General features: G+C 59.9%; 28 protein-coding genes. 12 read left to right on the top strand and 16 right to left on the bottom strand.

Annotated features, from left to right (window positions below; all coding sequences use genetic code 11):
- Positions 1-19: 19 nt before the first annotated feature.
- From KX928_RS02280 to KX928_RS02260, 5 genes are all read left to right on the top strand, one after another.
- The gene (locus KX928_RS02280) at positions 20-997 is read left to right on the top strand and encodes a sodium-dependent bicarbonate transport family permease (RefSeq protein WP_219498375.1); all 978 of its coding nucleotides are present in this window, start codon (positions 20-22) and stop codon (positions 995-997) included.
- A gap of 4 nt (positions 998-1,001) precedes the next feature.
- Positions 1,002-1,313: a P-II family nitrogen regulator gene (locus KX928_RS02275; protein ID WP_219498373.1), complete on the top strand. Its 312-nt coding sequence runs from the start codon at positions 1,002-1,004 to the stop codon at positions 1,311-1,313.
- A 36-nt stretch (positions 1,314-1,349) separates the two neighbouring features.
- On the top strand, positions 1,350-1,760 hold the full coding sequence (locus KX928_RS02270) for a hypothetical protein (RefSeq protein WP_219498371.1): 411 nt from the start codon (positions 1,350-1,352) through the stop codon (positions 1,758-1,760).
- A 245-nt stretch (positions 1,761-2,005) separates the two neighbouring features.
- Entirely contained in the window at positions 2,006-2,608 is a 603-nt protein-coding gene (locus KX928_RS02265) for a class I SAM-dependent methyltransferase (RefSeq protein WP_219498368.1), read from the top strand.
- Between the two features lie 195 nt (positions 2,609-2,803).
- A complete protein-coding gene (locus tag KX928_RS02260) occupies positions 2,804-3,556 on the top strand; it encodes an AraC family transcriptional regulator (protein WP_219498366.1) in 753 nt (250 codons plus the stop codon).
- An 84-nt stretch (positions 3,557-3,640) separates the two neighbouring features.
- Here the strand turns inward: KX928_RS02260 and KX928_RS02255 are convergent, their stop codons facing one another.
- Together KX928_RS02255 and KX928_RS02250 are read right to left on the bottom strand one after the other, a co-directional pair.
- The gene (locus KX928_RS02255; RefSeq protein ID WP_219498364.1) at positions 3,641-3,934 is read right to left on the bottom strand and encodes a DUF1330 domain-containing protein; all 294 of its coding nucleotides are present in this window, start codon (positions 3,932-3,934) and stop codon (positions 3,641-3,643) included.
- A gap of 1 nt (position 3,935) precedes the next feature.
- Positions 3,936-5,039, bottom strand: coding sequence for an NmrA family NAD(P)-binding protein (locus KX928_RS02250; protein WP_219498362.1), 1,104 nt, complete (start codon positions 5,037-5,039; stop codon positions 3,936-3,938).
- 81 nt (positions 5,040-5,120) lie between these two features.
- Between KX928_RS02250 and KX928_RS02245 the strand changes: the two genes are divergently transcribed.
- On the top strand, positions 5,121-5,783 hold the full coding sequence (locus KX928_RS02245; RefSeq protein ID WP_219498360.1) for a winged helix-turn-helix transcriptional regulator: 663 nt from the start codon (positions 5,121-5,123) through the stop codon (positions 5,781-5,783).
- Positions 5,784-5,926: 143 nt separating this feature from the next.
- Here KX928_RS02245 and KX928_RS02240 read toward each other — a convergent pair whose 3' ends face one another.
- The 5 genes from KX928_RS02240 to KX928_RS02220 form a co-directional block, all read right to left on the bottom strand.
- Positions 5,927-6,949, bottom strand: coding sequence for an aspartate-semialdehyde dehydrogenase (locus tag KX928_RS02240; protein ID WP_219498358.1), 1,023 nt, complete (start codon positions 6,947-6,949; stop codon positions 5,927-5,929).
- Positions 6,950-7,017: 68 nt separating this feature from the next.
- Positions 7,018-7,794, bottom strand: a complete 777-nt coding sequence (locus tag KX928_RS02235) for an HpcH/HpaI aldolase family protein (protein ID WP_219498355.1) — start codon at positions 7,792-7,794, stop codon at positions 7,018-7,020.
- Positions 7,795-7,869: 75 nt separating this feature from the next.
- Positions 7,870-8,355 (bottom strand): hypothetical protein, encoded by a 486-nt coding sequence (locus KX928_RS02230; protein ID WP_219498353.1) that lies wholly within the window; start codon positions 8,353-8,355, stop codon positions 7,870-7,872.
- A 53-nt stretch (positions 8,356-8,408) separates the two neighbouring features.
- On the bottom strand, positions 8,409-9,113 hold the full coding sequence (locus KX928_RS02225; protein WP_219498351.1) for a winged helix-turn-helix domain-containing protein: 705 nt from the start codon (positions 9,111-9,113) through the stop codon (positions 8,409-8,411).
- Positions 9,085-9,372, bottom strand: a complete 288-nt coding sequence (locus KX928_RS02220; protein WP_219498349.1) for a hypothetical protein — start codon at positions 9,370-9,372, stop codon at positions 9,085-9,087. The genes KX928_RS02225 and KX928_RS02220 overlap by 29 nt, the downstream gene beginning before the upstream one ends.
- A gap of 174 nt (positions 9,373-9,546) precedes the next feature.
- On the opposite strand from KX928_RS02220, the gene KX928_RS02215 reads away from it, so the two are divergent.
- From KX928_RS02215 to KX928_RS02205, 3 genes are all read left to right on the top strand, one after another.
- Positions 9,547-10,032 carry a hypothetical protein gene (locus KX928_RS02215; RefSeq protein ID WP_219498347.1) on the top strand — a complete coding sequence of 162 codons (486 nt, stop codon included), beginning with the start codon at positions 9,547-9,549 and terminating at the stop codon, positions 10,030-10,032.
- A 169-nt stretch (positions 10,033-10,201) separates the two neighbouring features.
- Positions 10,202-10,831, top strand: coding sequence for a ribonuclease HII (rnhB, locus tag KX928_RS02210; protein WP_219498345.1), 630 nt, complete (start codon positions 10,202-10,204; stop codon positions 10,829-10,831).
- A gap of 86 nt (positions 10,832-10,917) precedes the next feature.
- Positions 10,918-12,015: a site-specific DNA-methyltransferase gene (locus KX928_RS02205; RefSeq protein WP_219498343.1), complete on the top strand. Its 1,098-nt coding sequence runs from the start codon at positions 10,918-10,920 to the stop codon at positions 12,013-12,015.
- Between the two features lie 146 nt (positions 12,016-12,161).
- Here KX928_RS02205 and KX928_RS02200 read toward each other — a convergent pair whose 3' ends face one another.
- The 3 genes from KX928_RS02200 to mutY form a co-directional block, all read right to left on the bottom strand.
- Complete coding sequence (locus KX928_RS02200) at positions 12,162-12,587, bottom strand: response regulator (RefSeq protein WP_219498341.1); 426 nt, start codon at positions 12,585-12,587, stop codon at positions 12,162-12,164.
- 70 nt (positions 12,588-12,657) lie between these two features.
- Positions 12,658-13,809, bottom strand: coding sequence for an alkane 1-monooxygenase (locus KX928_RS02195; RefSeq protein WP_219498339.1), 1,152 nt, complete (start codon positions 13,807-13,809; stop codon positions 12,658-12,660).
- A 71-nt stretch (positions 13,810-13,880) separates the two neighbouring features.
- Positions 13,881-14,957 carry an A/G-specific adenine glycosylase gene (mutY, locus tag KX928_RS02190; protein ID WP_219498337.1) on the bottom strand — a complete coding sequence of 359 codons (1,077 nt, stop codon included), beginning with the start codon at positions 14,955-14,957 and terminating at the stop codon, positions 13,881-13,883.
- An 85-nt stretch (positions 14,958-15,042) separates the two neighbouring features.
- Between mutY and KX928_RS02185 the strand changes: the two genes are divergently transcribed.
- From KX928_RS02185 to KX928_RS02175, 3 genes are read left to right on the top strand one after another with little or no spacing between them, the layout of a single operon-like run.
- Entirely contained in the window at positions 15,043-15,552 is a 510-nt protein-coding gene (locus KX928_RS02185; protein ID WP_219498334.1) for a DUF721 domain-containing protein, read from the top strand.
- A 13-nt stretch (positions 15,553-15,565) separates the two neighbouring features.
- Positions 15,566-16,234: a DsbA family protein gene (locus KX928_RS02180; protein WP_219498332.1), complete on the top strand. Its 669-nt coding sequence runs from the start codon at positions 15,566-15,568 to the stop codon at positions 16,232-16,234.
- Complete coding sequence (locus KX928_RS02175; protein WP_219498330.1) at positions 16,234-17,355, top strand: CaiB/BaiF CoA transferase family protein; 1,122 nt, start codon at positions 16,234-16,236, stop codon at positions 17,353-17,355. Before KX928_RS02180 ends, KX928_RS02175 begins: the two co-directional genes overlap by 1 nt.
- A 3-nt stretch (positions 17,356-17,358) precedes the next feature.
- Here KX928_RS02175 and lpxK read toward each other — a convergent pair whose 3' ends face one another.
- From lpxK to KX928_RS02145, 6 genes are all read right to left on the bottom strand, one after another.
- Positions 17,359-18,354 carry a tetraacyldisaccharide 4'-kinase gene (gene lpxK / locus KX928_RS02170; RefSeq protein WP_219498328.1) on the bottom strand — a complete coding sequence of 332 codons (996 nt, stop codon included), beginning with the start codon at positions 18,352-18,354 and terminating at the stop codon, positions 17,359-17,361.
- The gene (locus KX928_RS02165; RefSeq protein ID WP_219498326.1) at positions 18,341-19,588 is read right to left on the bottom strand and encodes a 3-deoxy-D-manno-octulosonic acid transferase; all 1,248 of its coding nucleotides are present in this window, start codon (positions 19,586-19,588) and stop codon (positions 18,341-18,343) included. Before KX928_RS02165 ends, lpxK begins: the two co-directional genes overlap by 14 nt.
- Positions 19,589-19,594: 6 nt before the next feature.
- Complete coding sequence (locus tag KX928_RS02160) at positions 19,595-19,837, bottom strand: DUF4170 domain-containing protein (protein WP_219498325.1); 243 nt, start codon at positions 19,835-19,837, stop codon at positions 19,595-19,597.
- 58 nt (positions 19,838-19,895) lie between these two features.
- Positions 19,896-20,690, bottom strand: a complete 795-nt coding sequence (locus tag KX928_RS02155; RefSeq protein ID WP_219498323.1) for an inositol monophosphatase family protein — start codon at positions 20,688-20,690, stop codon at positions 19,896-19,898.
- Positions 20,677-22,023 (bottom strand): TldD/PmbA family protein, encoded by a 1,347-nt coding sequence (locus KX928_RS02150; RefSeq protein WP_219498321.1) that lies wholly within the window; start codon positions 22,021-22,023, stop codon positions 20,677-20,679. The genes KX928_RS02155 and KX928_RS02150 overlap by 14 nt, the downstream gene beginning before the upstream one ends.
- A gap of 123 nt (positions 22,024-22,146) precedes the next feature.
- Entirely contained in the window at positions 22,147-23,670 is a 1,524-nt protein-coding gene (locus tag KX928_RS02145; RefSeq protein ID WP_219498319.1) for a DUF2125 domain-containing protein, read from the bottom strand.
- Between the last annotated feature and the right edge of the window lie 14 nt (positions 23,671-23,684).

Below are 23,684 nucleotides of genomic sequence, written 5' to 3'. Positions count from 1 at the left end.
AATGATCGGGGAGTGACGCATGGAACAGATCCTTACACTGGCAACGAATAACCTTCTGTCGCCGATAATTTTATCATTTGCGCTGGGCGTGGCCGCTGCTCTGGCGCGATCTGACCTGAGTGTTCCCGAAGCCGCGGCCAAGGCGCTCTCGATCTATCTGCTTTTCGCAATCGGGTTCAAAGGCGGTGTCAGCGTGTCATCGCACGGCCTTGATGCGAAACTGGGCCTCTCGCTGATCGCAGGCATTATCCTGTCTGCCGCCCTGCCGCTGATTGCCTTCGCTCTTTTGAAGGTAATGACCGGCCTGAGCCGGCTGGATGCAGCGGCCGTGGCCGCACATTACGGCTCGATCTCGATCGTCACCTTTGTCGCGGCGACTTCGGTTCTGGAAAGCAGCGGCATCACGTCGGAGGGATATATGGTGGCCGTCGCGGCCGCGATGGAAGCACCCGCCATTCTCTCAGCTCTGTGGCTGATTTCCCGCGGCGGCGACGGTCGTCGTATGGACAGCGACCTGTGGCGCGAGATTTTGCTCAACGGGTCGATTGTCCTGCTGGTCGGATCATTCCTGATTGGATGGGTCACGGGTGAAGAAGGGCTGACGGAAATCTCCAGCTTCATCGTGGCGCCCTTCAAGGGGGTCTTGTGTCTGTTCCTGCTGGACATGGGGCTTGTTGCAGGTCGGGGACTGCGTCGCGGCGGCGGCGTCCTGCGTCCGGGAGTTCTGGCCTTTGGCGTGCTGATGCCCTTGATCGGCAGCGCGTTTGGTCTGGCGGCGGGCTTGATGCTTGGCCTGTCGATGGGTGGTGTGGCCTTGATGATGGTATTGTCGGCCTCGGCGTCTTATATTGCGGTGCCTGCAGCGATGAGGGTTGCGCTGCCCGAAGCGGACCCGTCCATTTACCTGACGCTGTCGCTTGGCGTGACATTCCCTTTCAATCTCACGCTTGGCATCCCGCTGTATGTGGCGGTGGCCAGCGCGTTGACCGGAGCCTGACAACATGAAAACTCACAAAGCCAAACGTGTCGAAATCACCATCGAGGCTATCATGCAGTCGCGTCTGACCGAAGCGCTGACAAAAGCGGGTGTCACCGGTTTCAGCGTCCTTCCGGTGCGCGGCGGTTCAGGACGCTCCGGAGCCTGGGTACGGGCCGGAGAAATCGGGCGCGCCAGCGGAATGGTGCAGGTCATATGTATCATCAGGCCGGAGCGGCTGGATGCGCTGCTGGAAGCCGCCTTCGCGGTTGTCGACCGCCATATCGGCGTTGTCAGTATCGTCGATTGCGAAGTGCTGCGGGCGGAGCGATTTTAACCTTTTCTAAACGATAATTAAGGAATGCTCTGCGGTATGAACAAGCGTACCGTCACGGTCCAACTCCCGGCCGATCTGATTCTTGCAGTACATGATCTGGCCACGGAGCAGGAGGGCACCGTTGCAAAGATCGTGGAAGACCTTCTGGTATCGCATCTGGCAACGCGTAAAGGCGCCAGGAAAAAGGCCGAAGTCGTTGATGAGCGGTTAATATTTGCTTTGCAGAAGCTACTTTTTCGCGACATGGCGGAAGCTGAGGACTGGGACGATCTCGACACGCGCCTGCGGCGGCACGGATACTACCTGAAGATCGCCTGGGGCGGGTTGTCCCTGCACACAGAGACGAGTGGGCACAAGCTTTGCAACACCGCTGACCTGGGGTTCTCCTACGTTACCTTTCTGCGCAGGTTCGGTCCCGGAAAGCCGAAAGACCCGCGTTCCGAATAGGGACCGGTGGTCGTCATACAATCTGCTCCGTCGCTCCGCTGCAACTGTTCCGTAAAACGGGGTCCGTGCTTCACCTGTCACGACGTGCACTCCCCGCAGCCTGTCTCTTTCAGCGCCGCCATGATGCGAGACAGGTAAGACGAGCGCGGGTACCGCCTGATCTGAGCCCGGATTTTGGCAGCTGGACGGCCATCTTTGGCACACTGACGCAAGCGCACGCGTCTTGCGGGCCGTAAACTGCCGGCATGACTGTGATCGCCAAATACGAGGGCGCTGCCCCGACATGGACCAGAACCGTCTTGCGGCTTGGCTACGCCAGTGCCTACCGGGCATTCTTCAAGGCCAACACGTGCGCCTGCGGCCCTGTCCTTGATGTTGGCACCGGCACCGGCATCTTCGCCGATTCGTGGATCGAAGCCGGTGGCAGCGCTGATCTGACCTTGCTCGATCCGTCTGCGGCGATGCTGAGACAGGCGCGGCGACATTTTGAGCGGCGGGGCCTCTTCCCGACCGTCCTGCAGTGCAGCTTAGAGGATCTGGCGGACGATATATCTTACAACGCAATTCTAGCCGCGCATGTTTTTGAACACCTGGATGAGGCGCACCTCGCAATGGGTTTATTGGCACGTAAGCTGCGCCCCGGTGGCCGTCTCTATCTGGTCGTTTCAAAGCCGCATTGGTGCAACTGGCTGATCTGGCTGCGGTTCCGCCATCGCTGGTTTCAGCCAGAAGCGGTTTGCGACATTGCGCGCCATGCGGGGTTGCGCGGCGTTGCGGTTCACGATTTCGACGCAGGTCCGCCAAGTCGGACCAGCCAAGGCTACGTCTTCGAAAAACCTGAGCCGTGAAAGGACCGGAAATGCTCGTCGCGCATGTCGCCTTGCCGGGGTCAGAAGACCGCAGGGATCCGACCCTTCGGATCCTGATGCGGGACCGGGACGCGGTTCGGGGTGTGACGCGTTGTTGGGTCTCTCCACCACGTCCTGATCCTGCGCTTGGGCGGCGATTTGACGCTGCGCCTATCGAGGACCTAAACTGACACCATGCAGCCAGAGGCTTACTGCTTTCACCGAAGTTTCGACCCGGCGGGCCCGTCTGAATTCCAGACGGATCGCCATTATCTGCTCTATGCGCTGGAAGGAACGCTGCGGCTTGAAGCGGATGGAAAACGCTGGACGCTGCCGCCCGCGCGCGCAGCCCTGATCTGCGCGAACCACCCGGTCACGATAACCGTCTTGTCGCGACTGACCTCCGCATCGGTGCTTTTCTCACCGGCTTTCATGGGGCCGCCTGACCAAATACTCAGTGTTTTCGATATGACGCCGCTGGCAAGGGAGCTGGTGAAGGCGTGCCGGGAATGGGGCCCTGACAGCGGACCGCTGTCACCATTTGCAACGCGCATCTTCGGCACCTTGGCGGAGGTGGTGGTGCACCTGTCCGCGCACCCCAGCAAATGCGTTTTACCCATGCCGGTGTCACCTGCGCTGAAAGCCGCCGTTCAACTGACGGAAGATCGGGCGCATGACAGCCCGACGTTCGACGAGATCGCGCGGCTGACTCACCAGTCGTCGCGCGCGCTGGCCCGGCGATTTGCCAGCGAAATGGGTATGACGTGGCGCGAGGTATTGCGGCGCATCCGCATCATGAACGCGGTTGAGGCGCTTGCCATGTCCGATGCGCCCGTGACCCAGATTGCCCTGCGGGTGGGGTATGGATCGCTGTCCGGTTTCAACGCGGCTTTCCGTGATTGCATGCAGATGTCGCCAACCGAATACCGCGCCAGCCTCCGACGCTGAAACCGGGCTTCAGCTCATCATACTAAATACCCGGAACGCCGAGAGAATGAGCGGCGCTTCATCTGCTATCCCGGATGTGTGCCTTTAAGACATCGGTCCGTAAGCCGTCATCACTTGATCCGAGCTCGCGTCCCGCAGCGCGATGATCTCCCGATACTCGGGTGATGCATGCCACCTTTGCAGAGCTTCCAGATCGGGAAAGGAGACCACAACCACCATGTCACCGTTTGATGCGTTGCCGGACAGGGTTTCGCTTCTCTGGCCGCGAAACATCATTTGTGCACCGTAGGGGCGCGCCACCGCCTGTGTTCTGGCCATGTAATCCTGAAATCCCTTGGGATCAGTGACGGAAATTGTGGAAATCATGATCGCGGTCATGTCATGCAGCCTCTCTGGGTGTGTTTTCGGGGTCGGGGGAGTGTGATTTGCGCCATGATGGGTCGTCCTGGCACAGACGTGGTGTTTTCAGTTGCACGAAGTCCCTGTCGGCGGCCATGCGTTCCAGATCAGGCGGGCGCGTCACAAGCATCTTGGCGAAAACCCCAAGGGCGGTCAGTGACCGCAGGCCACTGCGCGCAAGGTCCGGGCGCGCAGCGACAGTTCTGCGCACGATCGCCTCAAAGAGTTCCGGTGCCTGCCCTCCGATCGTGGCGACAGCCTCTGTCGGCGCGTTCACGGCGAAGGCGCCCCGCCGATACTCCTCGGCATAGATGGCCAGCTGCGAGACGGCGGCCTCGGAGTAATTCGACGGCGGCACTGCCCTGAGCGCCTTGAGCATCATGCGATCAGAAATGTCGCGATATGTGACCTTGCGTCCCAGCGCCCGCCCCATCGCCGAGGCGATCTCATTTGGCGACATAAGCACGGGGCCTGTTGGTCTGTATGTGCGCCCCGCGTGGGCTGCCGGGTCCATCAAAGCAGCAACGGCGACGCGCGCAATATCTTCATTGGACGGCGGTGCGTTTTTTTTGACCGTTCCATCGCCAAGCGGCATCGCAAGCAGTCCCAGATGCGCCGCCATGTCAATTCCCATCAGATAGTTATCGGCGAACCAGCCCGGGTTGACGATGGTGACAGACATTTCCGCGCGCATACCGATCAGAATGTCACTGATGTACACTTCGCGGGTGAAAAGCGATGGGTGATCGACGCTGGAGAGCCATTGTCCGAGGCTGACTACATGCTCCAGACGCGCTTCGTAGGCCGCGGCGGAGAAGGTTGCGTTGAAATGAAGACCGTTGGGTGCCGTCGGCGCACATTGGTACGCGCGCTGCACGCCGTTCATGGCCCGGCGCAGGTCTGTGAGCGCATATTGATTGCCGATGAAGACCTCGGCACCGGCAGCCGCGAGCCTGTCGGCGCGGGCGTCCTGCCGGCGCACGAAAGCGCGGACAGGCACATCCTTCTCGCGGAGTTGAAGCGCCACCTGAAAACCTGTTTTGCCCGCTGCGCTGGTCACCAGAATCTTGGGGGTTGTTGACATGAAAGTGCCTCCGGTTCATCTCTGATTAGAGAACTAAAGCTGATACTTTAAAAAATAAAGTAACAAATCCGTGAGGTGAAGATGGCGAAACCGCGTTCGTATAAATTGCTCTGTCCGGTTGCACGCGGACTCGACCGAATTGGGGATCGGTGGACACTGCTTATCCTGCGCGATTTGCATGCCGGCCCGGCGCGTTTCACCGACCTGCAGCGCGGGCTGACCGGGATTGCGGCAAACCTGCTGACGGAAAGACTGGTCAAACTGGTTGCAGACGGGCTGGTGGAAAAAGCCGATGGCGCGCATGGCGCATCGCTCTACAGCCTTACCGTCCTGGGCAGAAAGACCCGTGACATCCTTTTTGAGCTGGCAATGTTCGGCGGCAGGTTTCCGGCGGAGGGCGATATCGTTGAGCCGGGCAACCTGCGCACCGTCGCCTTTACCATGGGTGCTGCTGCACACCGAGTGGCACCCGACAACGTTGACCTGCGCGCCGCGCTGATTGTAGACGGAGAGGAAATGATCCTGAAAGTCGAGAATGGTGGCGCCTCGGTTGAATATGGGCGGGCGGAGAATCCGGACCTTGTTTTCCGAACCCGCTACCACGCCCTGCTGTCTGTTGCGGAGGGTGAGATGAGCCAAGAGGAATTTGTCAAAAACAACAGTGAGCTGGAAGTCTACAAAAGCGGTCAGGAGCAACCGTTTCTTCAGGTCATGTCAGACATAATGACGTTGCTGCGCGCGTAGCTGGTCAGCAGGAACCCGCATGTCGGCAGGTCCCAAGGGTTCCGGCAGCCGAATACGGCACCAAGCCTGCTTGACGCCGAAGACAAGAAAGCCCGGAGGTTCCGATGCCTCCGGGCTTATTTGTTTCGTTCAGGGTGGGCTGATTACCCTTTTTGCAAGACCCGGTTGCCCAGCAACTCCGCAATCTGGACCGCGTTCAACGCAGCACCCTTGCGCAGGTTGTCAGATACGCACCAGAGGTTCAGACCATTGTCGATCGTGCTGTCCTGACGGATACGGCTGATAAAGGTGGCGAAATCGCCAACGCATTCAACCGGCGTGACATAGCCGCCGTCTTCGCGCTTGTCGATCACCATCACGCCCGGTGCTTCGCGCAGAATCTCGCGGGCTTCGTCTTCGTCCAGATGATCTTCGAACTCGATGTTCACAGCCTCCGAATGGCCCACGAACACGGGTACGCGGACGCAGGTTGCCGTAACCTTGATCGACGGGTCGACGATCTTCTTGGTCTCCGCGACCATTTTCCACTCTTCCTTGGTCTCGCCTGAATCCATGAAAGCATCGATATGCGGAATGACGTTGAAAGCGATCTGCTTGGTGAACTTTCTGGCCGGCTTGTCATCGACCGGGTTGTAGATCGACTTCGTCTGATCCCAAAGTTCATCAATGCCTTCTTTGCCCGCACCCGACACCGACTGGTAGGTCGAAACAACCACGCGTTTGATGGTTGCGCGATCATGCAGCGGCTTGAGAGCCACGACCATCTGCGCGGTCGAGCAATTGGGGTTGGCGATGATGTTCTTTTTGGAATAGCCGGTGATCGCATCCGCGTTCACTTCCGGCACAATCAGAGGCACATCGGGGTCGTAGCGATAGAGCGACGAGTTATCAATGACGATGCAGCCCGCTTTCGCGGCCTTGGGTGCGTATTGCTTGGTCGCCTCTGAGCCCACGGCAAAAAGCGCGATATCCCAACCCGTGAAATCAAACGTGTCAAGGTCCGTTGTCTTCAGCGTCTTCTCGCCAAAGCTGACTTCCGTACCCAAGGACTTCCGGCTTGCGAGAACGGCAAGCTCGTCCACGGGGAAGTGGCGTTCAGAAAGAATGTTCAGCATTTCGCGGCCCACATTACCTGTGGCACCCGCAACAACGACGCGGTAACCCATCTGTTTACTCCAATGTTCAAGTGATGGTGCGCGCCTCTTATACCCCTAAGGTCGTGGGGGGAAGGGCCTCACACCGTGTTGTTCTTCCATTTGGCAGCCGTTTTCCTGGCAGTTTGCAACAACATGTCGATGTCCAGGGCAACGGCAACGAATCGCGCGCCTGCTTTCAGGCTGTCGTTGATCATGGTTTCATTCGTCGTCAGGATTCCCGCGGGTTTACCGGCCGCCGAGATTTTCGCCAGCGTATCCATGATGGTTTTCTGCACATCCGGATGGAACATATCCTCCAGATGCCCCAGATCGGCGGCAAGATCCGCAGGACCGACAAAGACACCGTCAATCCCCTCGATCTCGAGAATCTCGTCCAATGCGGCCAGACCTTTGCGATTTTCCACCTGCACCAGCAGACATATCTGGGCGTCGGCGGTGGGGCCGTAGTTCTCGGTGGTGCCGAATTGCGATGCCCGGGCGAGCGAATAACCGACCCCGCGATCACCGGTCGGAGGATACCGCACGGCCCGCACCAGCTGGCGCGCCTGATCGGCGCTTTCGACCATCGGGACAAGAATTGTCTGGGCTCCGGCGTCGAGAACCTGCTTGATGATCCATGTCTCGCCAATGGGTACGCGCACGACCGGGTGGCTGTCGGAGTGATCGAGTATCATCAGCTGGTCGCGGATCGTGCGCAGATCATTGGGCGAATGCTCTGCGTCGATCACCAGCCAGTCAAACCCGGCGTTGCCCATGACTTCAGCCGGATACCGGTCCGACAGGCCCATCCAGCAGCCGAACAGGGTTTTCCCGTCGGCGAGGGCTTTTTTGAACGAATTGATCGGGGCGGGCATGGTTGATATCCTCATGAAAACTGTTGCGCACAACCTAGGCTCAGATGGAAAGAAATGACCAGAGCCGCAAATGGCCTACCGCAAACTGATGTAGGCCATGCGCGCCGCCGTCAGCAAATCCCAGGTCATCAGTGACAAATACCTGATTTTACAGGCCTGTTCGTCGAACGCAGTGCCGGCATCCGCACAGGCCTGTGGTTTTGCTAGCCTTGCATCAAGGTTTTGCAGCCTGCGCCGATAGGCCCGCTCCTTGAACTCCGAGGCACCGATGACGGCAGGCAGCATCGGTCTGGACTGAACGACAAAACCCTCGACCATCCGAACAACCTCCGCCGCACAAAGCGCTGGTTCCGATCCGTCTGAACACTTCTTGAGTGCGATACTGACGCATTCGGTCTGCAGGGAATACCGGTAGGCGCTCGACAAGGCCGATACCGCGCGCAGGCAGGACACCGGATCGATTTCATCGGCGTTGACACGATAGTCCTGCTCTTGGGCTGTCGCGTGACAGGCAGCCACCGTCAGCAGGATAGCCAGAGTATATGTTTTCAGGCGTCGCATTCTGACAACCTAACCAACCGACCCGATAGCGCAAGCTTTGCGGAACCCCGCGTTCAGATCACCTTGATCACGTCCTTGTCGATGGCCAGCATGTAGCCGCGGCGGGCAATGTTCTTGACCAGCAGCTCCGAAACGATCTGATTGCCCAGCGTATCCCGCAAGCGCTTGATGCGCGTGGCACCGGCGGCTTCTTCGCAATCCACCGCGGACCGCCCCGAGATCATGCCCTCGATCTCGGACCCCGACAGCACATCGTCATCCATGCGGGCCTCTGCGAGAACTGACATCGTCTCCATCGCTGCGTCGGTAAGTTTGAAGCCGAGGTTGTTGAGATAGACCGTGTTTTCTTCCCGACTGATCAGCAGCGAATTGACCTGAATGCCCGCGCGTTCGATCTGCGCCACGCGCCGGTTAAATCCAACCAGCATGACCAGAAACACAAGCGCCGCAATCAGCATCGCAGTGGCAAAGACCAGCAGCACGAAGATCACCAGCCGGTAGCTCATCAACGTGTCTGAAAATGCCGTGCCGGACTGCGCCAGGATTTCCAGCAGCTTGATTTCCGCCTGGGCCGTAAGGTCGTTGTTCTCGATAAACAGCTGTTCGACGCGCGCGTTGAAGGCATTGCCGTCCGGCAGCGCCCAGAACAGCATGCCCGCCGCGACCAGCAGGATGAACACGATAGCAACTATTCCAAAAATGACGATCCGGCCACCGGAGCGACGCATCTCAGAAGCGGAGGTAGTTGGGTCCTGCACTCTGTTTCCTCTTCGCCAACCCGCTTTCGTCAAACACCGAAACGATGTTCAGCAACGTCCACCCCTGCGCGGCCAGACGCGCAGACAGCTCTGCCCTCGCGGTTTTCTTCGAACACTCGGAAATTTGCGCCACACCGTAGTGTAACCGCAAGGGGTTATCTTGCTTGGCCTTGTAATCGGCATAGCAATCGGCGGCCGAACCCGTCTGGGGCAATGCCAGAAAGCTGACCAGGCAGACGATACGTGTCATGTGTCTCATGACGTCAATCCTGCGCGTGAACACCGAGATATTCAATAACAAAGGGCGCTTAGCCGTCGTGTTATCGAATAACAGCCCGACGATATTGCCTGTCAGACTGGGGCAGTCCCAGATTGAGTGACACAAGCCCCGACGCTTCGGAGGGCGAAGTCAAAGTTCTGAAAGGGTATCCCGATGCACCGTAAATTTATTGCCACCATTGTCGCTGCCGCCTTGGCGGTTACCGCGATTGGCAGTGCGCCCGCCCGCGCTGACGAAGACCTGCTGCGTGCCCTGGCCGCTATCGCCGGAATCGCGATTGTGGGCAAAGTTATCCACGACCGGAATGAGCGCAAAAAGGAACAGCAAGCGGTCACGCGAAACACGCACCGGGCACCCGTTTATCAGAACCACAACCGTTCCTATGACCTCAAACCGCGCCCCTTGCCGCACCGGGCAAATCGCCGATTGCTGCCCGGGGAGTGTCTGCGCAGCTCTGATACGCGCGATGGGCGTGTCAGATATTTCGGGCGGAGCTGTCTGGAAGACCGGTACAAGCATGTCGAAAAGCTGCCGAAGGCCTGCAAACTGCGCGTGAAGGTTCCGGGCTATGCATATCGCCGGACAGGATATGACGCCTATTGCCTGCGCCAGAACGGATACCAATTGGCACGCCGTTAAGGACGTGTCGATGCAAAGCCGGATGGGTCCCCCAAAAACCGGCTTTGACCTGGAGGGGGCGTTCGGGCGCTCCCTTCTTTTTCTTTAACCAGTGTGACGCGCACCCCAAGCGGGTGCGCGTTTTTCCATTTGGGCTTGCGCCGCGCCGCAGATCATTGGATGCAAGGCTATGGGACCTGACTTCGACATGGAAAGAGCCGCCTATGCCGCCGGCAAGCTGCGCGTTGCCGGTGTCGACGAGGTTGGACGGGGCCCCCTTGCGGGGCCTGTCACCGCGGCGGCAGTGGTCTTGAACCCCCGGTGCATTCCCGACGGACTGAACGATTCAAAACAGCTCAGCGCGAAAAAGCGGGCCCTTCTCGCCGATGCATTGATGGATTGCGCAGATGTTGCCATCGGTCACGCCAGTGTTGCCGAGATTGAGCAGCACAACATCTTGCGAGCCAGCCACCTCGCCATGCAGCGCGCCGTGGCCGGTTTGCAGGTCGCCCCCGACCACGTGTTGATCGACGGGTCGATGATCCCGCGCGGAATGAACATTTCTGCCCGGCCCGTGGTGAAGGGCGACACCCGCTGCCTGTCGATTTCTGCGGCCTCAATTGTGGCGAAAATATGTCGTGACCGGATCATGGTGGATTTAGCGCAACAGCATCCGGGTTATGGGTGGGAGACAAACATGGGATATGGATCAAAAAGCCACATATCCGCGCTTCGAAATCTTGGTCCGACCCCACACCATAGACGTACCTTCAGGCCAGTCCACAATATGTTGTATCAAGATAAAAACATAAAGCCTTGATTCAAAAAAGAATTTGACCGCGAATCGCCTTTGACTCATGTTTGTCTCAACCAACGAGTGCACAAGCACCGGGACAGAGGCAGAACATGATGACCAAAACCAAAGGCGCCACAGCGCTTCCTTTGAACACGATACTTGACGGCGACTGCATCGAGATGATGAACAGCCTGCCGGAAGCGTCGATCGACCTGATTTTCGCGGACCCGCCTTATAATTTGCAGCTCAAAGGGGACTTGCACAGACCGGACAACAGCCGTGTCGATGCCGTTGATGACGAGTGGGATCAATTCTCCAGCTTCAAGGCCTATGATGACTTCACCCGCGCGTGGTTGAAGGCAGCGCGCCGGCTGTTGAAGCCGAATGGCGCCATCTGGGTGATCGGCAGCTACCACAACATCTTTCGTGTTGGCGCGGCATTGCAGGATCAGGGTTACTGGATTCTGAATGACGTGGTCTGGCGCAAGTCGAACCCGATGCCGAATTTTCGGGGCAAGCGTTTTACCAATGCGCATGAAACGATGATCTGGGCCGGGCGGGATGAGGCCAGCAAATACACCTTTAACTACGAGGCCCTCAAGGCGCTGAACGAAGGCATTCAGATGCGGTCGGACTGGGTGCTGCCGATCTGCACGGGCCATGAACGCCTGAAGGACGACAAGGGTGAAAAGGCCCATCCCACACAGAAACCAGAGAGCCTGTTGCATCGTGTGCTGGTGGGGTCGACCAACCCGGGATATGTGATCCTCGATCCGTTCTTTGGCACCGGAACAACGGGCGCTGTGGCCAAAATGCTGGGGCGTGACTTCATTGGGATCGAACGGGAGGTGGCCTACCGACAGGTTGCGGAAAAACGTATCTCGAAAGTGCGCAAATTTGATCGCGAAGCGCTTCAGGTCTCGACATCGAAACGCGCCGAACCCCGTGTGCCCTTCGGCCAGCTTGTGGAACGCGGTATGTTGCGCCCCGGCGAAGAATTATATTCGCCACGGGGTCAAATTGCCAAAGTACGCGCTGATGGCACGTTGATCGGCAACGATGTCAAAGGATCGATCCATCAGGTCGGAGCACATCTTGAAGGCGCACCAAGCTGCAATGGCTGGACGTACTGGACCTACAAGAGGGAAGGTAAAAAAGTCCCGATCGACGTTCTGCGCCAACAGATCAGATCAGAGATGGCCAACTAAGACTTCACTGAACACCGCCGGTGCCTGTGGCCTTCTGAACGAGGCTGCCTTCGTGGGCACTCACCTGACCCCGCCCATGTGGCGGGGTTTTTTTGTGGATGGCCGGAAGGCTCTTGACGTCGCTGTGTCGGTCGCGTGACGGGTGTTCAGTTCATCCGCTTCGGCTGAACCCTGTGGTTCATCGCCGCGTGGATGTAACGTGCCCCGAAATCGGATTTGCTGACCACATGGATGACCCCGGCAGACTGTGCCTTGTCGAACATGAAGGGGGTTGGCCAATCGCTTACGATCACAATGGGAATTCTGGCGAAATCCGGGTTTTGCGCGAGTTCAATTGCGAAATTCGCGCCTGTTCCATCAGGCAGATTATTGTCCAGCAGAATGAAACTGGTCTGATACCGCGACATATGCTGCCGGGCGTCCTCGATGGTTGCCGCAACGGCGACAAAAACCCCTTTGAAGCTCTTGTCCAGAATGCGTTTGATCCGTTCCTGATCAAAGCTGCTATCCTCGACAATCAGGCATGTCCGTGTTGGCGCACTTTGGCGTATCGCTTCATTCAGTTGCTGCATTTTTGGCTCTCACGTCGATCCACCTAAGCGGATGGTGTCGCACACAAGCCTTAAGATAGTGTATCCGCCATCAGGCTGGTGACGGATTTGTCGCCTTGGTATAGGCGTTCCAGTCCGTGATTTCCGGATAGTACATTTCCCGCCATCGGCGCACACGCGGATTCATCACGCGGCGCCACAACGGCGGCACCATCGCGACCATTGTCATGACCGGGTATCCATAGGGCAGCTGCGGAGCTTCGGCATCCGCGTAGGTCTGCAGCACCGGGTAGCGCCGGTCCGGCTTGTAATGGTGGTCAGAGTGCCGTTGCAGGTTGATCAGCAACCAGTTCGACACGCGGTGGTCGGCGTTCCACGAATGCTGGGGTTTGACGTGTTCATATTTCCCGCCGCCGAGGTGTTTGCGCGTCAGGCCATAATGTTCAATGTAGTTGACCAGTTCCAGTTGCCAGACTGCCGTTCCCGCCTGCACGAGGAAAAGGCCCAAGCCGGACCACCCGCCCAGAGAAAACGCAAGAATCAGCATCAGCAGCTGCAACCCCCAGTATTTGAAAAACGGATTGCTGAAGTCGTGCCACGGGAGGTTGCGCCGGGCCAGCATCTGTTTTTCCGCGGCAAATGCCGATTGCAGCGATTGCTTCAGAACGCGGGGATAAAACCGGTGGAAACCTTCGTTGTAGCGTGCAGTTACCGCATCGCGCGGAGTGCCCACGTAACGGTGGTGCACCAGCAAATGCTCGGACCGGAAATGAGAATAGTGGACCATTGCCAGCAGCAGGTCGGCCATCCAGCGTTCCATCCTGTTTTTCTGATGCATGAGCTCATGGCTGTAATTGATCCCGACAGTGCCGGTGATCACGCCTACGCCGAAAAACAGGACGATACGTTCCAGGCTGTTCAGGTGGTCGGCCTGTGGCACATACCAGATCAGGCTGAACAGCAGGCAGAACTGCAAGGGCGCCCAGATCACCGTGATGGCGCGGTACCAGTACAGCCCCTCCTCAGGCGCATCGGGATATGCATTTGTGCCGTCACGACCGAAAACCGCATCGAGGGCGGAGAAGAGATACCAGCTCACCACGGGCAGCAGAAAAACCGTCCAGCCACCGTAAATCGCCCCGATCCATGCAAACGGAACCAGCAGGAGGGACATCCAGAACGGCGCGGCCCGTGACGGTCTGACCAGTTCGGAGAGGGGAATGGTTCTCAGGTTTTGATACATCGCGTGTCCCGCAAATCAAGTTGGGCCAATCTAGACCATCTTTACCGCATCATCCAAGCGTGACGCGACGCTCAGAACGCTGTCCGGGCCAGATCGAAGGCCTTGCGCATGACCGTGGGCAGGTCCGAGGGGCGGAAAACGTCCCGCGCGACAAATCCGCCTATATCCGGCGTGATGTCGAGCGGCAGGTCGGCCACGCAGATGCAAAGGTGCAGATGGAAGTGCGTGAAAGTATGCCGCACTTCCCCCGGCAGCTGTCGCCACGCAGCAGCTGCCGGGGTCGGGACATCTGGCAGGGCGGTGCTTTTGTCGACCCATGCGGAGCCGGGCCAGCCCAGCATGCCGCCCAGCAATCCCTTGTCGGGCCGCGTTTCCAGCAGCCATGCGCCATCTGCCCGCCGCCCGACGTAGACGACGCCATGACGCATGGGTTTGGTCTTCTTGGGCATCTTCTTGGGAAGCTCATCCGCGGTGCCAAGCTTCCGGGACCGGCAGTGTGCTGACCACGGGCATATGCCGCAGGCCGGTGAGCGCGGGGTGCAGATGGTGGCGCCCAGATCCATAACGGCCTGCGCATAGTCGCCGGGGCGCGATTGCGGCGTCAATGCCGCCGCTTTTGCCATCAGCTCTGGCTTGGCAACGGGAAATGGCGTGTGAATGTCATGCAGCCGCGCCATCACGCGTTCGACATTCCCGTCCAGCACCGCATGGGGCAGATCAAAGGCGATCGATGAAATGGCGGCCGCAGTATAGGGTCCGATGCCCGGCAATGTCAGCAATGCAGCGTGATCTGCGGGAAATCTGCCGTCATGATCGCTCACCACCTGACGCGCACATTTCAACAGATTGCGCGCCCGGGCATAGTATCCAAGCCCCGCCCATTCCCCCATCACATCGGAGTCTTTTGCGGCGGCAAGATCGCCCACCGTCGGCCAGCGTTCCGTGAAGCGGTGGAAGTAGTCTTTGACGGTCACCACTGTCGTTTGCTGCAACATGACTTCGGACAGCCAGACGCGATAGGGATCAGGCATGACACCCGATTTGCGATCCCGGGGCGGAACGCGCCACGGCATGCGCCGCGCGTGGGTATCGTACCAGTCCAGCAAGCTATCGCTCAGGGTGAGGGGGTCGGGGCAAATGTCACGCAATGTTTATGATCATCCGGCTGCTTGGTCTGGTTGCTGGCGCGCAGAGACGCTATGTTCACGCAAGTGTGTTTCTAGGAAGATAGCGATGCCGCCCCGACGTGCCAGTACAAAAGGCTTCACCCGCACGGCCAGCCTGCTGACGGGTCGGATTCGTGCGGCATCGGAGAACCGGGGATTTGCCCAAAGCCGTCTGTTGACGCAATGGGCCGAGATCGTCGGCGAAGAGATCGCGGCGATATCGCGCCCGGTTGAGGTCGGGTATGGGCGCGGCGGTATGGGGGCCACGCTGACCTTGCTGACCACCGGATCGAACGCGCCCATGCTCGATATGCAAAAGGAACAGATGCGCGCGAAGGTCAACTCGGTCTACGGCTACAATGCTATTGCACGCATCCGCGTGACGCAGACGGCGGCCACCGGGTTTGCCGAGGGCCAGGTGGCTTTCGAGGCTGCACCACGCGCCGGTAAACCGGCCTCCGTTGACCCGGCGTTGCGCAAAAAGGCCGCCGAAACTGCCAGCCCGGTGGATGATGCGGGACTTCGTGACGCATTGGCGCGGCTGGGTGAAAACATTCTAAACAAAACAAACCGTTGAAAAGGATTCTGCGATGTCTCGTATGATGATGATCTCTGCAGCCGTGGCTGTGCTTGGTATCGGGGCGTATTTCGTAACGTCGCCAAGCCCTTCGGTAACACCCGCCGATCCCCTGGGAGCCGCAAACGCGCAGGAAGCAGCGGAGATCGATACCTCCACAGTTGTTGAGATGTCGCTGGGCAATCCCGACGCGCCCGTCACCGTGATCGAATACGCGTCTTACACCTGCCCGCATTGCGCGGCCTTCCACGCCGGAGCCTACAAGCAGTTGAAGACGGACTACATCGACACTGGCAAGATCAACTTTGTCTACCGCGAGGTCTATTTCGACCGTTACGGCCTGTGGGCGTCGATGATCGCGCGTTGTGCCGGCACGCCCGAAAAATTCTTTGGCATGACGGATCTCATCTATGCCGGCCAGTCTGACTGGGCCCGTGCCGGTGAACCGACCGCCATCGTGGAGGAACTGCGCAAAATCGGTCGTTTGGCCGGGCTGGATGGCGACACGATGGAAGCTTGCCTGCAGGACGGTGACAATGCCCGCACCCTCGTGGCATGGTACCAGGAAAATGCCGAGGCCGACGGTATCGACAGCACGCCCAGCTTTGTGATCAACGGCAAAAAATACTCGAACATGGCGTATTCTGAAATGGCGGCGCTGATCGACGCAGCGGCCGAGTAATGGCTGCACCTCTGGCCGGCCTGAAGGTCGTTGAACTGGCGCGCGTGCTGGCCGGTCCCTGGGCTGGCCAGACGCTCTCCGACCTCGGGTGCGACGTGACCAAGGTCGAAAGCCCGGCCGGGGACGACACCCGTCAATGGGGCCCACCCTTCGTGACCCGGGGCGAGGATGTTTCCGCCGCCTATTTCCATTCCGCCAACCGCGGGAAGAAATCGGTGACCGCGGATTTCAGAACGGCGGAAGGGCAGCAGCGGGTCAAATCCCTGCTGGCCGACGCAGATATCCTGATCGAGAACTTCAAAACCGGCGGGCTGGCGAAATACGGGCTGGATTATGAGAGCCTGTCGAAAGAGTTTCCAGGTCTGATCTATTGCTCGATTACCGGATTTGGGCACACCGGTCCTTACGCGTCGCGGGCGGGGTATGACTTTATCATCCAGGGCATGTCGGGGCTTATGTCGCTGACCGGTGAACCCGAGGGGCAACCGCAGAAATACGGTATCGCGATCACCGATATTCTGACCGGCATCTACGCGTCGACGGCGATTCTGGCGGCTGTGCACCAACGTCATCAGACGGGCCGTGGCCAGCATATCGACATGTCCCTGATGGATGTGGCGGTCGCGGTTACGTCCAATCAGGCACTGAATTACCTCACGACCGGCGTACCGCCGAAACGTATGGGCAATGCGCATGTGAACCTCGCGCCGTATCAGGTTTTCGACTGCGCCGATGGTCATGTCATCATCGCAACCGGAAACGATAGCCAGTACCAGCGGTTATGCAGGCTTCTGGGTCTTGACGAGATGGCGACCGCGCCAGCGTTCTTGAAGAATTCCAACCGTCTGGCCAACCGGGAGGAGATGATCTCTCGGCTGACTGCCGCAACCTGCCAGCGCACCCGAGCGGATCTGCTGGCGGCATGTGAGGCGGAGGGCGTTCCCGCAGGCCCCATCAACGATATGGCCGACGTGATGGCAGATCCGCAGGTGCGTTCGCGGGGCATGCAGCTCGATACCGAGGGGGTGCCGGGTGTGCGGTCGCCGTTCAGCTTTTCCGAGGCGGAGCTGGACTTGCAGAAACCGGCGCCGAAGCTGGGCGAGAACAACCCACAAGACTGACCGCTACGGTGCTGCCAAATTGTCGAGCAGATCATCCAGCGGGTTTGCGCCCGCCTCGAAGCTCAGGCGCACGGGCAGGGTGATCACCCGGGTGCGGAACGCCGCGGGCAATCGCACGGCATCCTTTTCGGTCGTGACAAGCTGTGCGCCGCGTGCTTTCGCGTCGGTCTCCAACCGGGTCATGAGCGCCGGGGTCAGGGGTTGGTGATCGTCGAGCGGTTCGGCATGCACAAGATTGGCGCCCAACCCGCGCAGCGTATCAAAAAATTTCTCGGGATGGCCAATGCCGGCGAAGGCGATAACGGTTTCGTTTTCCCATACCATTCCGGTTTGCAGCGGTGCCAGTTCGCCGCGCATATGCGCCAGCCCGGCGGGCAGACCCTGTGGCCTGAAATGCTGTTGCGCGGCGGGATCGCCAATGGACAGAAGGACATCCGCGCGTTCAAGACCCACCGCCACGGGTTCGCGCAACGGACCGGCGGGCAGGCAGCGTCCGTTGCCAAACCCGCGCTGGGCATCAACCACGACAATACTGATGTCCTGATGCAGGGCGGGGTTCTGAAAGCCGTCATCCAGCACCACCACGCTCGCGCCTGCAGCCTGAGCGGCTTTGCCGCCTTCCGCGCGGTCTTCGGCTACCCACACTTCTGCGAATGCAGCCAGCAGCAAGGGTTCATCGCCCACGTCAGTTGCCGTGTGCCGGGCGGGATCGACGCGGATTGGTCCCCTGAGCCGGCCGCCATACCCGCGTGTCACGACATGCGGCCTGTGGTGGCGGGCGGTTAGATGCTCAACGACCGCGATCACCGTCGGCGTTTTCCCGGTTCCCCCTGCATTGATGTTGCCGACACAGACAACGGGAATGTCCAGTTTCCGGGGAACGCCCCGTGCCAGCCGTCGCGCGGTCGCCCATGCGTAAACCCAGCCCAGGGGGCTGAGAAGGCGCGCCAGCAGGGCCGGCTGGTCCGCAGGCGAAAACCAGAAGTCAGGTGTGCGCATCTGTGCGCTCCACCGGACCGTCGAGGGCCGTGTTCACAAGGTCGATGACACGGTCGGTGAGCGCCGCGCCGTGGCTGATCACGTCCCAGCCCGCATGGGCCATCGCAGCCGCCTGATCGGGTGCAATGAGCCGGGTAACGGCCGTTCCCAGGGTCTGCGCGTCGTTGACGATGCGTGCGGCACCTGCATTGGCGAGCCGTGTGTAAAACGGCAGGTACTTGCGCACGTTGGGCCCATATAAAACAGCCGATCCGAGGGCGGCTGCCTCGAACGGATTGCACCCGCCGTGCCCGGATGTCAGCGAGCTGCCGAGAAAGGAAACGGGTGCAAGCCGATAAAACAATCCAAGGTCTTCGTCATCATCGACCAGAAGAATCTGCATGGCTTCGGTCGGGTCACCGTCTGTGCCTCGAATACCGACGCGGAAGCCATCGGTGCTGGCGTGCTGCGCCAGTTTCGCGATCCCGGTGGTCCGGGCCGGATGCAGGATCAGCAGCAGGCGATGGGAAAAACGCAATGCATGCCGGTGTGCCGATAGAACCGCCCGCTCCTCATCAGGCTGCACCCGTGCGGCGAACCAGACAGGGCGCCCGGCCAGGGCCTGTGTCATCTCCGTCAAATCGGCGTCTTCGCAGGGCAAAACCTGTCCCCCGGCCTGCAATGGGGGCGTCAGTTCAATCTGGTCTGGCCGCAAACCCAGCGTTTCAAGACGCTGGAGCGCTGCACCCGTCCGGACCATGAGCGCCTCGAAACCGGACAGAAGATCGCGGGAGAGATCCGGCAGCCACCGGTCGCGACGCCCGTCAAAACCGCCGGTGTCCGCGTCGATAAGTGCGATGGGAACGTCGGCTTCAGTGGCCTCATGTACGAGATTTGGGCGCAGCCTGCCCCATGTCCAGATGCAGACATCCGGCGCCCAATGGGCGAGGAAAGCACCGACAGCGGCCGGATGCTCGGAGGGGACCTCTTCGAAGAAAATGTGTTTGCAGTCACTTCCGGTTCTGGTCGCCCTCTCAAGGCTGGCGCGGTCCGGCAAGGTGATCAGAACGTGCAGATCGTAGCGCGCCGCGCACAGGCGTTGTGCCAGGTCTTCGATTGCCAGAAGATTGTCCGGTTCCGCCGCGTGAATCCACGCCAGATCGCCCTTGGGCCGCGTGCCGGCGGGGACGAATGCTTTACTGGACGACCTGCGGGACAGCGCACGGTAGGCCGCCAGTCCGAACGAGCGGCCCATGAGAGATCACTCCAGCTCTTCGGTCGGCGAGGCCGCGGCTTCCTCGTCACGCAAGCGGTGCAGATGCGCTATGAAATAGCGCATATGGGCGTTGTCGACGGTTCTCTGAGCTTCTGACTTCCACGCATTGTAGGCGGTCGCATAATCGGGAAAAATTCCGACGATGTGAATCTCGTCCACGTTCTTGAAAGTGTTCTTGGTGGGATCGACAAGCTCGCCACCGAAAACGAGATGCAGCCGTTGCGTCATGGGAGATGTCCTTTGTTCCGGGAATGCTGGCGGAAAGTCGCGTATATGCGCGCCGGGGTCAAGGCGCGGCAGGTGGCACAGGGCCAAGGGCGGCGAGGACCTGTTCATGCAGGAGCGATCCCGATGCGATAACCCCGTTGAGCGTCGGGTTCGCATTGTTGAACCGCAGCGGTGCCCCGGTTTTGTCCGTGCACAGACCGCCCGCTTCGGTCACGATCAGCGCACCGGCGGCGATATCCCATTCCCACGTGGGCCGGAAGGTCAGCATCGCATCGAATTTTGCCTCTGCCACGAGACCCAGCCGATAGGCCAGCGAGGGCCGGTGCGATCTGGTGAAACCGGGCAGACCGGCGGGCCAGTGATCCGGGGCAACCGCCGGCTTTGTCGCCAGAATCTGCGCGCTGTTCAGCTCCGGTGCCCGGGACACTGCGATACGTTCACCATTGTGAAACGCGCCCTCGCCCAGGGCCGCTGAGTAGAGCTTGTCGCGCATCGGCAGGTATACCGCTGCCGCCGTGATCTGCCCGTGGTGGGCAATTGCAACCGAATGCGCCCAGGTGCGGGAGCCTTCGACAAAGCTGCGGGTGCCATCAATCGGGTCGATAATGAAAACGGTGTCGCAGCTCATCCGGGCAGCGCTGTCTTCGGTTTCCTCGGACAGCCAGCCATAGGATGGCCGCGCTGAACGCAAAACGCTTTCCAGCATGGTATTCACCGCAAGATCGGCCTCTGTCACGGGTCCTGCTCCGCCCGGCTTGTCCCATGACTGCGCCGCCGGTCCGGTGAAGCTGGTTGCCACCCGGCCTGCCATCCGGATCGCATCGGTAATGAGCGCGAGGTCAGGTGCCTGCAAGGGTCATCCCCGGGACCAGAAGCGAGGGGACAACGCGGCTGAGGTGCTGGCGGGCATCATTTGCCGGTACGACGCTGCGCAGCATGTCCCGCAGGTTGCCCGCGATGGTGCATTCGTTCACCGCATGTGTGATCTCGCCATTTTCAACCCAGAGGCCTGCCGCGCCACGGGAATAGTCACCGGTATTGGGGTTGATCGTGGAGCCGATCATCGAGGTGACCAGAAGACCCGTTCCCATGTCACGGATCAGATCATCGCGGCTGGCGCTGCCTTGGCTCAGCGTGACGTTCCAGCTGGATGGGCTGGGGGCCGAAGATGTCCCCCGGGCGGCGTTGCCCGTGGATGGAAAACCAAGTTTGCGCCCGGTTGCCAGATCTAGGGTCCAGCCGGTCAGCACGCCGCCGTCGATGATGGTCCTGCGGGCCGTCGGCAACCCCTCTGCGTCGAACGGGCGTGAGCCGGAGACCCGCGGGCGATGCGGGTCTTCCACCAGTGACAGTGTCGCGGGCAGAACCGCGGTCCCCAGAGCGTCGCGCAACCACGAGGCGCCACGCGCGACAGAGGATCCATTGATCGCAACCAGCAAATGGCCGATCAGCGAGGCGGATATGCGTTCGTCAAAGAGAACGGGAAACGTACCCGTGGGCGGTTTGCGCGCATCGAGCCGTGCGACAGCGCGTTCCGCGGCCCGCGCGCCAATCTCAGCGGCGCTGCGCAAATCGGCCTGAAACGTCCGGCTGTCGCCGTCGTAATCCCGCTCCATCCCGGTGCCGGTGCCTGCAATTGCGACACAGGAAAGACCGCGGCTGGTCCGGCGGTATCCGCCTGAGAAACCATTTGACGCAGCCAGGTGAATATCGCGCGATGAATATCCAGCCGACGCGGACTGCACTTGCGTGATGTTCTCGTTCTCAAGAGCGGCGGCTTCCGCGGTCGCGGCATCCTCCTGCAGACTGCTGGGCGATGGTTCCGGGGCCGGGTCCGCAAGCTCAAGATGCGTGGCATCCGCTGTATCGATCAGCTGTTCTTCGGCAGCAATGCCGGCAAAGGCGTCTTCGGGTGCCTCGCGGGCCATGGCAACCGCACGCATGGCCATCTCCTGCAAGGTGGCATCGCGCGCGTCGGAGGCCGAAACCGTGGCGCTGCGTTGGCCTACAAAAACCCGCAGGCCCAGATCAATGGCTTCCGCCCGTTCCGCCTGCTCCAGCGTGCCCGCCCGCACCTCGATGCTCAGAGATGTGCCTTGCAGGGTCATGGCATCCGCCGCATCTGCACCCGCCTCTTTGGCCGCTTGCAACAATCGGGCGGCCAGGGCTTCAGGGGATTGGGACATCAGGTCTGCTCCGCGACAAGTTCACTGTCAGGTAGCGGTGTGAGCTGGGTACTGCAAGGGGCGGCATAAAAAGGGACGCCACGGGCGCCCCTCTTGCAACGTTTGATTATGGGAAACCGCGGCTTACTGAATGCGCTGGCCGTTCGCCATGATATGTCCCTGCTCGTTGATTTCGATTGTTGAGTTCATCGTGTCGGGTGCATTGCCCGGCACGGCAAGCATACCCATCATCATGCGCGCGCCCATGGCCTGCTCTTCGGGCAAAAGCCCCATGCCCACCAGCGTATCAAGCAGCTTGTTGCCGCCCACAAGCGACAGGTTGACAGCGCCGTTCGGTTTCGGTGGCCCCACGGGACCGGAGTTATCGAAAGTGAATGCGCCGTCACCTGTCAGCTCAGCCCCAGCCACGGTGATTTGCAGCCGATTGATGTCAACCGACCCGATTTCTCCGGGTGTTATGTTGGGATCGCCGGAGACGACAGCCGCTGAGGGATCAAGAAAATCAAACAGCAGGCGGGCCTTGCCCGTCAGATCGAGAATCACGGTCGCCGGATCACGCGGCAACTGTGCTGTCGGGTCGAACATGCCCCACAGCAGATCGGACATCGAGAAATCGCTGAGGGAGAACCCGAACGCAAAATCATTCATTTCCTCGGATTTCTGCAGCGGCATCGTAATGTTGAACGCGCCTTCCGCCATGCCGAATTCGACAGGCACCGGAATATCCTGAGCGGTCATCGCCACCTTGATGTCTTTCTGAATGGCTGAATAGCTCAGGCCATCAGACCCCATGAGCATGTTCAGCGTGCCACCTGACGACGACGTCCGGGCCGCAAAGGTTTCAACCCCATTCTCGACGGCTTTCGTGTTCGATGAGCCGCCGGAGAAGGTGAAAGCGCCATCGACCTTCAGGCCGGCGGTCAACAGCCCTGACATGTCGCCAGCATCCACGACGGCCAGCGGCAACACGCTGGTTCCGGCAAAGCTGATACCATCGACTTTGCCGTCGATCTCCGCTGAACCGCCGCCTTCCGGATCAATGAAAAAAACGTCATAATTCACCGCATTCGCCTGCATGCGCTGGTCGTAGGTCCGCATGTCAGACAGCGTTGTCCGGCTGGTTCCGGACAGGCCCTCCATGACGAACCGGACAGCCGCATCCTCGGTGCTGAGCGTCTCGTCATCCACGGTGATTTCGGTCAACAGCATTTCGACCGCCCGGGCGGTGTATACACTTGTCATATCAGTCGGTTCGCCCGACACCGTGGCAGCCATGCCCGACTGGCGGACTTCCATGCTGATATCAACCTTACCACCATCCGGATCCACCGCGGCGATACGGATCGGAGATACCTCCGGGAAGATCACATCGACGCTGCCGTCGCCGTTTTCGCGGAAGGACACCTGATCCAATGTCATCGACATGGTGCCGATTTCCTCTGATCCGGGAGCGGTAAAGATCATATCGGAAACCGTCAGCGTATCGCCGGCCTGGGTTTCCGTCGCTGTGACGGTGTAGCCGACGCCACTGAAATAAGACTTCCAGTCATTCCATGTGTCCTGTGCGGTGATATCGGCGTATGCTGCCTGAGAGGTGGACACGAGAAGCAGTGCACCGGTCGTGCAACGCAGGTTGAAAATTGACATCGGTGAATCCTTAT

The sequence above is a fragment of the Roseobacter insulae genome, from assembly GCF_019375555.1.
Lineage (GTDB): Bacteria > Pseudomonadota > Alphaproteobacteria > Rhodobacterales > Rhodobacteraceae > Roseobacter > Roseobacter insulae.
This window is presented reverse-complemented; position numbering and strand designations above follow the sequence as displayed.